The sequence below is a fragment of the Candidatus Erwinia haradaeae genome (assembly GCF_900698965.1).
Classification (GTDB): domain Bacteria; phylum Pseudomonadota; class Gammaproteobacteria; order Enterobacterales; family Enterobacteriaceae; genus Erwinia_E; species Erwinia_E haradaeae_A.
In genome coordinates, this window is sequence record NZ_LR217725.1 from 63,156 (window position 1) to 76,552 (window position 13,397).

The window sequence follows — 13,397 nt, forward strand, 5'->3', positions numbered from 1 at the left end:
TTGTAAAAGTTAAATATAGGGTGTTGTTTATATTGTCAAATATCATCCAGAGTTCTCGCTTTTTTTGATAGCAGAACATGCATCACTACGCTTGAGTATCTCAAGGTGTCCTTTGGTAATACAGGTGCTTTTGTCTATTTTTAGCCAAAAGTACTCTACTTGCAGTAGGCCTGTTTGATGCTTCAGGGCAAATCTAGTAATAATATATAATCATATTAAGGCTTGACTTTCTTACTCATATTAGATATTAGTTTTCGTTTATTTTTATTTTATTTTATCTAGTACTATCTTTATATCTTATAAAGATATAAAGATAAGCAGTGTGAATATGTGTTTTTATCAAGCTATACATACTGTACTGAAGGCTAAATTGTGTTTAAGGCTAAATTTTCTCTCTGTAAGTTCAGTCAGTATTTGTCTAATTTAAACTAAGAATTAATGCAAGCTGGAGATTATTTTGCAAGGCGGATATCTAGAGTAAGACATGAGTTACGGATTGTTAGTGCTAGATCTTAATTTTTTATTTTCTGACATAATATAGATTTTCTTCTATTAATATGTATTAAGCAAAGAACATGTTGGTTCTGCTAGGTTTTTCGCGGATGGGGCAGGTAAAGTTATCTGATTCGGTCCATAATCTTCAATCTCTGTGACATGCTATAATTATCAATGATAAAAATCTATTGTGTTATAATCGACAGCAAGGGTCCTGAATGACCGGCTAGGTACTACTGATTAAGTATGCCTTCTTGTAACCTGTAACCGTTTCTATTTAGAGAAATTTATAATCTAACTGCGCTAAGCATGAAAATTATAAGATATGTTCAATTTAGTATGATCTCACGATACAGTGCATATAATACAGCCTTTTATACCATTCATTCTATCATATACTATCATATATAAACGCTATTAATGCGTACTTCATAGATTTATTGTACTTAAAAGTTATGTTACGCATGCTAATAAGATACACCGCGTCTGCTAAAGAAGAATGTTATCTCATGTAAGACTATCTAGTCTATTCTCATGTCGGTGGGTCTTGTAGTAACTTAACTCAAGACGTATACAAGAATGAGATACTCATTAAGCTCTTATTGTGCGTATAAGTTTACTTATAACATTGACCGACAGGATACCAGTATCACTATTAAAATATAGAGCATCCGAAAAATGTTGATGCATTGAAGGGGCTTCTACTGAATAAACTATCTGAGTTTATCTGCTGAGTAGCATAACATGAAATATAGGTAAATGGGATGATTCATACTGTTATTATGGGTTTTTAACAATCACTGATGGTTACAAAATCCCTGAAATCGCGCAGTAATAATTGATTAGGTAATAAAGATATAATAGTCACTGAATTAGTGATAACTGGATTCTTTAACTCATAATATACAGCCCCATAGGTCCCATAGAGCCAATACAGATGGCATATCATTATTACATAATGCGTGCTTCAAGCGGGTCATGACCCTAATAGTTATCTACTGATAACACTGAATTCTAGAATCAGTTTTTGAATATATTGACTTAAATAAGATCATATTTGCGTAATTCAGCCTTAAGATAAGCATAATAGATTGGAGCTGCAATTACCCCGGTAATACCAAAAGTGGATTCAAATACTAACATAGCTAGTAGAATTTCCCAGGTTTTTGCGTGGATCCGACCGCTAAAGATATGTGCGTTAATAAAATATTCTAATTTATGCACAATGATGAGATATGTTAGTGAAATCAGACCAGCTTCAAGCGATATAGAAAGCCCAATCAAAAAAATAACTGTATTAGAGATTAAATTTCCAATAATGGGTAATAATCCAGTAAAAAAGGTTAGCATTACTATGGTTTTAGAAAAGGGCAAATGTAGCTCAAAAATAGGCAGTATACCGAATAGAAAGCAACCAGTTAATAGTGTGTTACAGAGTGATACATGAATTTGGGCAAAAATCACATTATGAAAGGCCTCTGACAGGACTGTTAGTCGATCCAGAAGAGCATCTTGTAAAGGTGTTGTGTGAAGTTTTTGTTTACCATTACTCTGTAGAGAAATCATTGCACCGAGTACTACCCCAATGAGCATAGTGGCAACGGTATGCGCTGCGTTACGACTAAAAGTTTGCATAACTAAATTTTCATGTAACCAATTAATTAGCTGATTCTTTAATTCATCTATATTTAATGGTAAGTAACGTGTGATTAGTGGAGAGAGAGTGCGCTGCGCATCTCTAAGAAGATTACTAGCAGTAGCGTCAAAGCCAGCAAGATTTTGACAGTCATGCAAAAGAAATCCAATAAGTTTACTAGCAGTGACAACTATTAACAGGATTAATAGGATGCTAAGAAACATAATGCTTACCCAACGTGCTACCTGAGCTTTGACTAGATACTCTACAAGAACGGTGAGTGCTAAAATAATTTCATACATAATAAATCCGGCGAGAAAACACGGTAACAAATGTAACGGGAAGACAGAAAACAGCGCAATAAAAACTAGTAAAAAACTGGCTGACCTGCAAATCATTAAACATTTTGTATTCCGTGTATGCATAATTTATCCTATATATAGATATATCTATACTGATACCGATAGTATATTGGATCTATAGTGATCCATAGCATCATAAGCGTCATCAGTCCAAATAGTTACATTATTTTAGTAAATCTACTATTATGCTTTGTAAGGTCGAGTGTTACATATTAGTTCACTGAAAAACGAGGTTACTTGTCAGAGGTTGTTGTGCTAGTAAGCTCTCACTAGAGTAATTAATTTGCGAGATATTGTAGGCGCGTTACCTAAACTTAGGTAATTTTTGCCTTTATATGTAAGATTTTTTTTATTTTCCTTGATGCATTGTATATAACATTCGATGTCGCATTCGTTGAAAACAATAACCGGCATAAGTTATTCAGCATAAATATATTTATCAAAAAGCTTTAGTGATATGCATATGGTAACTTCTCTTTTATATCTTATTATATATTCAGATGTGCTATGCATTTCTGTACCTTTTTTGTTGTCATGAGCTATGCAGGTACCTTATGAGATCTTTAGATTAGTATCGTTAGTTTTATGTATATCACGGCATGTAACATAAAGCGAATAATAGGTATGAGTTACACATAGTGATCGTGACTGCAGATGTCGAATATGACATATCGCACCTTTTATCCTAGGTCATTAGACCATACTTCTTGCGTAGCATAGAAAAATAAAAAGCACATCATCTACGTATTCTTTACATATATGCATAATTAATTTTAATTATAGAGCGCTTCGCGCCAACTATTACCAACGTTTCTGTAAGTTTAATAGTAATGCTTTCTTATGTTATCGAAGCCCTGTGCTGATGTAAGACAATACAGCGATTGTGATCGTTTTGGATGTCTAACATCTTATTTTCTATATGCCTGTAAGGTTATCTCCAGCATCTCTATGTGTCTCATAGGTTTGGCATACATAGACAGGGATGATCATAATCCAATATGTAAATTTGTAGAATATAAGAAATATTACTGTTAATAATATAAAAAGATAATCTTAACATGCTTTTAGAGTTGTTGTATGACACTGTAGAAGATAGATTAGATGCTGATTTCCGATCATACTAAATATATAATTGTATGATTCATTCGAATATAATTTATTTTAAAACTTAAGTTTTTTTTTGCTTGATTATTTTTTGCAGTCTATCTTATAGGTGTTTTTATATGTGAATAATGCATATTGATACATACTTTATAAGTATTTGATCTTAAATAGGGGAAATGTGTATTGGAATCTAGCGCGATTTACGGTCTTTTCATTATTGGTTCAATACTAGTTGCTACAAGCATTCTACTTAGTTCTTTTTCATCAAGACTAGGTATTCCCATTCTAGTTATTTTCCTTGCCATTGGCATGTTAGCGGGGGTTGATGGTATTGGTAAGATTGCTTTCGATAATTATCCTGCTGCTTATTTAATTAGCAATCTTGCGTTAGCTGTCATTCTTCTGGATGGTGGTATGCGTACTCAGGCGAGTTCCTTTAGGGTAGCTTTAGGTCCGGCATTATTATTAGCTACAGTTGGAGTGCTTATTACAGCTGGTTTAACCGGTTTAGCTGCTGCATGGTTGTTCAGTCTGAGTTTACCTAATGGTTTTCTTATTGGTTCAATTATTGGCTCTACTGATGCTGCAGCAGTTTTTTCACTTTTAGGTGGAAAAGGTCTAAATGAACGTGTTAGCGCTACCCTAGAAATTGAATCTGGTAGTAATGATCCCATGGCTGTTTTTCTTACTATGACTTTAATTAAAATGATCCAAAATGAACAAATTGGAGTCAACTGGATGTTGATTGTTCAAATAATACAGCAATTTGGCTTGGGTATTCTTCTAGGCTTAGGTGGGGGGTTGGCGTTATTGCAAATTATTAATCGTGTTTCATTAGCCAGCGGATTATACCCGTTATTGGCAGTAAGTGGAGGCATTTTAGTATTTTCCTTGACTTCTATGCTAGAAGGAAGCGGTATCCTTGCAGTTTACTTGTGTGGTTTTATTTTGGGTAACCGCCCCATTCGTAATCGTCATGGTATTTTGCAAATTTTTGATGGTATGGCCTGGTTAAGTCAAATTGGTATGTTTTTAGTGCTAGGCTTGTTAGTTAATCCTGCGGATCTCTGGTCAATTGCGCTTCCAGCTACGCTACTATCTATCTGTCTCATTCTTGTTGCTCGTCCACTCTCAATTTTAATTGGATTGTCACCATTTCCTGGATTTAATATTCGAGAGCGTATGTTCATAAGCTGGGTTGGTCTACGCGGGGCATTACCTATTATACTTGCAGTTTTTCCTATGATGGCTGGATTACCTCAGGCATCTCTTTTTTTTAATATCGCGTTTTTTGTAGTTTTAGTGTCACTTATGGTTCAGGGTACATCACTGAGTTGGGCGGCACGTAAAGCGCGTGTAGTTATACCGCCATTAGCATCCCCGATTTCCCGTATTGGTTTGGATATTCATCCTGAGAACCCATGGGAACAATTTATTTATCAACTTAGCGAAGATAAGTGGTGTATTGGCGCAGCATTGCGTGATTTGCGCATGCCTTCTCAAACACGCATTGCTGCACTATTTCGTAAAAATCAATTACTGCATCCATCTGGTAGTACACGACTAAAAGAAAATGATGTTTTATGCGTTATTGGTCGTGAGAGTGATCTTGCCGCGTTAGGTAAGTTATTTAGTCAGTCTCCGCCTGTATCAGATCAGAGGTTTTTTGGTGACTTTATTTTACAGGCAAACGTTTCATTACAGAATGTTGCTCATATTTATGGGATTGAGCTTGATGACGAGATCAATAATCAACAAACACTAGGTGAGATGGTTTCAAGTATTATAGGGGCAGCGCCTGTTGTGGGGGATCAAATTGAATGGAAAAATATATTATGGACGGTTGCAGAAAAATCAGATCATGGTATTGTGAAGATTGGTGTAAGGATTCAAGAATAACTGTTACCCTCTTATAAGATATGAGGTCCCAAGAATATTTCATCCAAGCTTTATTCATTAATCAAAATTATTGTTATATTTTATCGTCATTTTTAAAAAACTAAGATTGTTATTGATGTGGCTATTGACATTTTCAAGGATAAGGTATAAGAGAGATCTGTTAATTTTAGCAGAGAGCTGAATGCGTGGTTATTATAGGCTTCTTAATTATAATACTTTATATGGTCGATGATAACCCTTGATCTGGTGCTTTCATGGCTGATCTAGTGTATTAGTTGCGTAAATAAATTATGTAAGATATTTAAAGAAACGCTGAATTAGTTTTCAGGGATAACCAAAAGTCAGTGATAGATAACTATATGTGCTATCCATGCTCAATACTACTATTGATGTTTCTATAGGGGTCTGTCTAATAACCGGTATATTATACGGTGATCTTAATATATTATAGAGAGAGTAGAAATCATAATGAATATATTATCTAATAACATTCTATATACTTGAGAATGTTACTTGAGCAATGTGCGATTAAAATAATGATAATGCAATCATAATGATGAATATGTAGCATTAAGACTTGTTTGTGTTTATGCCATGAAAAACGGTATTACACCTAAGGGTATTACACCTAAGAAGGTGCTGTTGTTGCTATTAAGATCTTTACTGCTACTGCTATAGCTATAGCTATAGCTATAGATTATCATTCTACCTAGTCAGTGTTGCTATAACACATCTCGTAAAAATCTGCACATATTATTGTAGTGACTCATGACATAATAACAGTATTTTTTTAGACTAACCGTTACTGACGCCCTGTGTGTCCAAAGCCACCTGAACCTCGTTGGCTATCAGTGAGGTGATTAACTAGGTTGAATTCCACCTGTATGACAGGTAGGAAGATTATTTGCGCAATACGTTCACCGGCTCTGATGATAAATGAGCTCTGCCCGCGATTCCAAAGTGATACCATAATTTGACCATGATAATCAGAGTCGATTAACCCTACAAGATTGCCGAGTACGATACCATTGGTGTGCCCAAGTCCAGAGCGTGGTAGTATGATTGCAGTAACTTGCGGATCAGCAATATGTAAAGCTATGCCTGTTTCTATTAAGTGCGTAGCCCCAGGATTTAAGATAAGCGTGTCTTCTATGCAGGCCCGTAAATCTAAACCGGCAGAGCCCGAAGTAGAATAGGTAGGGATCGGAAAAGAAGTACCAATTCTGGTATCTAGAATTTTAATGTCAATTTTTTTTATCATGTCATGACTTATAGTAGGTTGAGACTTGTACGTTGTTTCATACTATGGCTAACCTTAAGTATAAAAATTTTTCTAGAAGCAAAGAAGTATGTAATCTTTGAATATAGCTTGCTCTCTGAAATGTTTTGTACTAAAAACATACTAAAACTTCAGGCGTTGATAGTCAGTAATGACGAGAATGCTTGTTCATATATAATATTCTTAACTGTAGACGCAACGTGATTTTAATGAATGATGAACTTATTGATTGTATTGGTAGATTGAGATAGGTCAGAAAAGCATACATAATGCCCCTAATATACTGTTATATAGCAAGTATCAACATTTTTTTTTCTATTAATTTTGCTATTTTTAATTCACACTCTCTAAGGCGTTTTTTTTCTTTGATCATAATTGCTTCTGGTGCCAGTCTAATAAAGTCTTTATTATCTAACTTGCTGTTAATTTGTTTGGTTGCTGCTTCTAGTTGCATAATTTCTCCTGTGATTCGATTGAGTTCGATATTCTTATCTATCCAATCTGTTAAGGGTAGCAGTATATCCGCATCCTCTATTGATTCATTATAGGCTAATGGATGATTGGCGTCCTCAGGCACAATTTGTATTGTTTTTAAATGAGCAAGAGCTTTGAGGAGGCGATCGTTGTTGTTAACTCTATCAATCACATGCTTACTATTTGTGCGAAGCAGTAGATCTAATGGGTGTGCTTGAGGAATACGAGCCTTATTACGCATATTGCGTATCGCAATAATAACCCGCTTCATCCAATCAATATCTTCTATCGCTTTATCATTAATGCGAGTCTCAGAAAAAGCTGGTATAGGTTGGAGCATAATAGTCTCATCTGCAATATTTTTTATCACTTTTACTCGTTGCCAGATAGTTTCAGTAATAAATGGAATAAGTGGATGAGCTAGACAGAGCAAGTCTGTTAACACATTTACTAGTGTGTGACGTGTCCCTCTTAATTGAGATTTAGTACCACCATGCAAGGTTGGCTTTGTTAATTCTAAATACCAATCACAGAACTGATTCCATGTAAATTCGTACAGAATATTCGCAGCCAGATCGAAGCGGTAGCGTTCTAATGCGTCGTGCCAGGCTTGTGCTGTGTAGTTGAATTTTGCAATTATCCAGCGATCAGGTAAAGAGAGTTCTAATTCGTCGCCGGAAAACCCACAGTCATGCTTTTCAGTATTCATAAGGACAAATCGACTACCATTCCAAAGCTTATTACAGAAGTGACGATAACCCTTGAGACGTTTCATATCCCAGTGAATATCGCGTCCAGTTGATGCTAAAGATGCCAAAGTAAATCTTAATGCATCCGCACCATGCGCCTCTATACCACATGGAAACTGCTCTTTAGTACGTTTACGGATTTTTTCTGCTAATTGAGGCTTCATCATATTTTTGGTGCGCTTCTTAATTAAGTCTTCCAGTGAAATTCCATCGATCATGTCTAATGGATCGAGGATATTTCCTTTGGATTTTGACATTTTTTGACCCTCGTGATCTCGAATTAAACCAGTTACGTAAACAGTTTTAAAGGGTACCTGGAATTGACCTCTATCATCTTTTACAAAGTGCATAGTAAGCATAATCATGCGGGCAATCCAAAAAAATATAATATCAAAACCGCTAACTAGCACATTCGTGGGATGGAAAATTTTTAACTCCTTAGTGCACTTTGGCCATCCTAGACTTACAAATGTCCAGAGAGCAGAAGAAAACCATGTATCTAGCACATCCACCTCTTGGGTAAGAGGTAGGTTGTCACTGAGATCGTTCTCTTTGCGAACTTCTTGTTCGCTATGAGCAACGTAGACATTGCCTGATGGATCGTACCAGGCGGGAATTCGATGCCCCCACCATAGTTGGCGTGAAATACACCAATCTTCGATGTTTCTCATCCAAGAGAAATACATATTAGTATATTGCCGTGGTACAAACTGAATTTTTCCTGACGCAACCGCCTGTGTGGCTACTTTAGCTAACGGTGCCATTCGGACGTACCATTGCGTAGTGAGCATGGCCTCGATTACAACACCGCTGCGTTCACCATGCGGAACCATAAAGCAATGTGTTTGGATATCTTCTAATAAACCTATTTTATTAATTTCCTGAATAATCGCTGTACGGGCTTCAAAACGATCTAATCCGCGAAAAGCTACAGGTATGACAGGAGCATAGCTATTAGTTTCCTGGCCATGACTATCATAAACTTGAGAGTAATGACGAAGCTTACCATTGTAAGTGAAAATGTTAATCATTGGCAATTGATGACGACAACCTATTTCATAGTCATAAAAATCATGAGCGGGGGTAATCTTCATACACCCAGTACCTTTTGCCATCTCTACATATTTATCGCTAATGATTGGGATTAAACGATTAATTAACGGTAATACTACAAATTTACCAATAAGATTTTGATAACGTATATCTAAAGGGTTGACAGCTACGCCTGTATCGCCCAAGATGGTTTCCGGGCGTGTAGTAGCGACCACCACGTAAGTTTTACCGTTAACGGTTTGCGCGCCATTCGCGAGAGGATAGCGAATATACCACATAGAGCCTTTTTTTTCGAGGTTTTCTACTTCTAAGTCAGAGATAGCAGTGCATAGCTTTGGATCCCAATTAACTAAGCGCTTTTTACGATAAATGAGTTTTTCTTTATATAGATGAACGAAGGTTTTTCTCACTGCATCCGAAAAACCCTGATCCAGGGTAAAGCGTTCACGTGTCCAGTCAACAGAGTTGCCTAAGCGACGCATTTGGTCAGAAATAATACGATTAGATTTATTTTTCCACTGCCAAGTTTTGTCAATCAAGGTATGATTGTCATAGTCTTGAGAGGTTTTATTTTCTTCGTCGGCGATCTTTCTTGTAATAAGTATCTGCGTAGCAATACCTGCGTGATCAGTGCCGGTTTGCCATAGTGTGTTTTTACCTTGCATGCGATGGTATCGGATCATCATATCCATGAGAGTTTGTTGGAAGGCATGACCGATATGTAAACTACCAGTGACATTGGGTGGTGGCATCACAACACAGAAGGCTTCCTGAGATGTGTCACCATTTGGTTTAAAATAACCCTTTTTTTCCCAGTTCTGATATAGCAGTTTCTCGATATGTTGCGGATTATAGCTCTTTTCCATATGCGCTACGTCTCAGGCAGTAGATAATATTAGCGTACGCTAGTGTATCTGATGGGATAAAATATGATTTTGTGTTTGTATTGTGTGCTTTTATACTATTTATTTCTATTATATAGAAATAGCTTGAGTTAATAGATATATAATGCATGGATAAGTATCAGATTGATCTATCTCATAACACCATAAGAATGTTATATTATGGTACCGAAGGCCGGAATTGAACCGGCACGCCTTTCGGCGGTTGATTTTGAGTCAACTGCGTCTACCAATTTCGCCACTTCGGCTGCTCTAGGGGTGTATAGATAACAGGTTTATATTACATTGTTTTTTTCTATTTATGCAACTTGATTTCAACTGTTATAGATGGAATCTTAAGATGCGTAAGATACTAAGTATAATTGCATATAAATATTGAATGTATAATAGGTACAATACTGCAGATCCTATCTCGATCTTATAATCATTATAACAACAGGTTATACAAGAGGTTAGGAATTCTATAAAGCTTTCTGTGTTGTATTGAAAATATCTATATTAAATTGAGAGCCTTGATGGTTGACAGTGTTAGTGTTAGTTAAATAAGGAACCTTAAGGATCAGTAAGCGTAGACCGAGTGAACGCATAAGTAGTATCATGTAATCTAGCTGAACCAGAGTACATGATTAAGAGCTATTATGATGAGGTGCATAAAAATTTAGCGTGATCTCGGTATTGATATATCTCAAGACTGTAGATGCTAACTTATAAAATATAAACCGTCTTGTAGTAAAGTAACAACAACCTCTGACGCTCTCAATACTCATTACTATCCTAAACAATACTATTCTAAGCAAGCATGACAGTAAATAAGTAACGTATAAGGTTTTTCTCGTGGTGATTAGTGCGATAAAGATCATGTCTAACTATATGTTAGATAATATATTATATGATTTAATGCGCTTTTCCATGCCGAGCCTTGGCCTTGTATATATAATGCAGACAAACACTAATATTATCTGCATTCTAGACCTGAGTGTTCTTAGCTATACTGTGCTATTAGAGATGTAAGATCGCACAAGGTACCGATAATATGTTTGTTTGTGTAGAAATGTTAATTGATTCCAATTGTTATAAGTAAGGCACATAAAATATGCGGCGCTAATATATATGCTACATAAGATCATATAAAAAGATATTGTACTATGCTGAGAGCTAGTGCTAGAAAGATTTTTGATCATTAGTATTAAGATATATAGACTTTCCATATCTTCAGAGAAGACTATGTAACATTTTGTATTATTTTATAGATATTAGAATCATAATAGATATTTTATTGTTTTATAGCGGAAAGTTTTACAGCTGAAATTTAGGCTGTTCTTATTCCACTATCTAAAGCATATTAACACTATCTATTGGCAAATGGAAGTGACTATAAACAATTGATATTTTTAAAAATCGCAATGTGAGTAATTGTTTTTTATTAACAGTGTTTATATGATCTGTAAGCACTATTGGTATCGCACGTTCAGTTTTTTCTTGGAAACTGAGGGGTGCTGATTATTCATTATAATTTAATGCAATTAAAGACATTCAATTAAGAAGCGCCAATTATTAATAGATATATACAACAGATAACATCTATTCATGTTAATAACAGAGATAATCTGTTATGAATCAGCTCCTAAATAACCTCACCTTATGTAATATAAAACGCATATGTTAATTTCTAAAATACAACTAATATCAAAAAATTATTCTAGGTATAATCAAAATTATCAAAAATCAGACTACGTTCTATGTCTAGATCGGTTTGTTACAGTAGTCTACGTTTTCAGAAAAACACTATTTTTATACAATATATAAAAATATAGCATTACAACAAGAGATTATTCTGAATATTTTTATAACATTGACAATGTTTGGCATAACTAAGGCTACACATCAAATAGAAATGAAGTTTACAATATTAGCGTAAAATCACTCAATCAAAAATCACTAAATAATCACTAATATTATTCATGTATCAAGGGAAAGCAATTAAATATAATATTGGTATTCTGTATATTTTTCCAATTTAACATATCAAGCTTTTCATCATGTTCAAGCTGTTTCTCACACTGTTATTCTAAATGATTAGTGACGACTTTATCAGAAGATATGTTAATCTTGAAAGGAATTAGTAATCGTATTGCTATTAGGTGTCTTGATGTTTATTAAATATATACATCAGTATATATTTAATATATTTTAATTTTTATATTTAATATGTTGCGCATGTTTCAAAAGATTTTTCAATATCCATTAACAGACTATAGTGCTGAAATTATCTTATTGATGTTGCATAGAGGTCACATCGCGTTCTTCTAGTTTATCTATCACATATAGATGGGGTCTTTTACCTTTAGTACCACTAACTCATTGCATCTGGTGGATAGCAGATATGCATATAGAATACACACGGCAAGTTTTTATGGCGGCCATAGCAGCGATATTACTTGCATTTCTGTTATTAATTATCAAATTTTTCGCTTGGTGGTGCACGGGTTCAGTAAGTTTACTGGCGGCACTCATAGATTCGTTAGTGGACATTGCTGCTTCATTGACAAATCTGTTAATCATACGCTATGCCATGCAGCCAGCTGATTCTGAGCATACATTTGGCCATGGTAAGGCCGAGTCTCTTGCAGTATTAGCTCAAAGTGTATTTATCTGTGCTTCTGCTCTCTTTCTTTTTTTTACTGGCTTTCAAAAAATGTTTTCCCCTAGGGAGCTCAAGGAACCTTTAATATTAGTTATAGTTACCTTGATAGCTTTGTTTTCTACGCTAGTTTTAGTTACCTTTCAGCGCTGGGTAGTCCGAAACACTCAAAGTCAGGCTATACGTGCAGATATGTTGCATTATCAATCAGATATAGTAATCAATAGTGCAATTTTATTAGCTATAGTTTTAAGTTGGTGCGGTTATTATTGGGCTGATGCATTATGTGCTCTGAATATTGGAGGGTGGATTTTATATTCTGCATGGCGCATGGCGCGTGAGGCTGTACAGGTATTACTCGATCATGCTTTACCCATGACAGAGCATCAAGCGATTGTAAAAATTGTTTCAGCATGGCCTGGTATCTGCGGAGTGCATGGTATTCGTACGCGCCAGGCTGGTGCAACACGTTTTATTCAACTCCACATAGAAATGGAAGATAACTTACCCTTATACGAGGCACATAGTATATCTCACCATGTTGAACAAGCACTGCGTATGCGATTTCCTGGTTCGGACGTGATTATCCATCAAGATCCGCGTTCTGTGGTATCTCACGAACACTAAGGCATATTGCTATCATAGCAGAGGTTTTAGAATATCTTGTAGTCTTAAATGTATTGCGGTTGATGTTCAATCATCCAGAGGTAATCAAAAGTATAGCAAGTCTATGAAGCTAATAGAGTAGAATAATAACGATTAGTATAGTAATTCTGCTATTCAGAATGAGTCGATGATTCAAC

At 35.4% G+C, this 13,397-nt stretch carries 5 protein-coding genes and 1 tRNA gene; 2 read left to right on the top strand and 4 right to left on the bottom strand.

The genetic code is table 11. The annotated features are described in order from the left end of the window. Positions 1-1,536: 1,536 nt before the first annotated feature. Positions 1,537-2,556, bottom strand: coding sequence for an AI-2E family transporter (locus CIPSTX3056_RS00190; protein ID WP_072665968.1), 1,020 nt, complete (start codon positions 2,554-2,556; stop codon positions 1,537-1,539). A gap of 1,224 nt (positions 2,557-3,780) precedes the next feature. Here CIPSTX3056_RS00190 and CIPSTX3056_RS00195 point away from each other — a divergent pair. Continuing rightward, positions 3,781-5,496, top strand: coding sequence for a potassium/proton antiporter (locus tag CIPSTX3056_RS00195; protein ID WP_072665969.1), 1,716 nt, complete (start codon positions 3,781-3,783; stop codon positions 5,494-5,496). An 802-nt stretch (positions 5,497-6,298) separates the two neighbouring features. Here CIPSTX3056_RS00195 and dut read toward each other — a convergent pair. The 3 genes from dut to CIPSTX3056_RS00210 all read right to left on the bottom strand — a co-directional run bounded on the left by dut (position 6,299) and on the right by CIPSTX3056_RS00210 (position 10,201). Next, a complete protein-coding gene (gene dut / locus CIPSTX3056_RS00200; RefSeq protein WP_072665970.1) occupies positions 6,299-6,757 on the bottom strand; it encodes a dUTP diphosphatase in 459 nt (152 codons plus the stop codon). A 304-nt stretch (positions 6,758-7,061) separates the two neighbouring features. Beyond that, complete coding sequence (locus CIPSTX3056_RS00205; RefSeq protein WP_072665971.1) at positions 7,062-9,917, bottom strand: valine--tRNA ligase; 2,856 nt, start codon at positions 9,915-9,917, stop codon at positions 7,062-7,064. A 199-nt stretch (positions 9,918-10,116) separates the two neighbouring features. Continuing rightward, positions 10,117-10,201: transfer RNA gene (locus tag CIPSTX3056_RS00210), tRNA-Leu, on the bottom strand. Between the two features lie 2,135 nt (positions 10,202-12,336). On the opposite strand from CIPSTX3056_RS00210, the gene fieF reads away from it, so the two are divergent. Beyond that, positions 12,337-13,221, top strand: a complete 885-nt coding sequence (gene fieF, locus CIPSTX3056_RS00215) for a CDF family cation-efflux transporter FieF (protein WP_072665972.1) — start codon at positions 12,337-12,339, stop codon at positions 13,219-13,221. The last annotated feature ends 176 nt before the right edge of the window (positions 13,222-13,397 follow it).

Bases quoted from the DNA above. Each gene is read 5' to 3' on its own strand.
- CIPSTX3056_RS00190 (WP_072665968.1), bottom strand. From the start codon at position 2,556: ATGCATACACGGAATACAAAATGTTTAATGATTTGCAGGTCAGCCAGT.
- CIPSTX3056_RS00205 (WP_072665971.1), bottom strand. From the start codon at position 9,917: ATGGAAAAGAGCTATAATCCGCAACATATCGAGAAACTGCTATATCAG.
- fieF (WP_072665972.1), top strand. From the start codon at position 12,337: ATGCATATAGAATACACACGGCAAGTTTTTATGGCGGCCATAGCAGCG.
- dut (WP_072665970.1), bottom strand. From the start codon at position 6,757: ATGATAAAAAAAATTGACATTAAAATTCTAGATACCAGAATTGGTACT.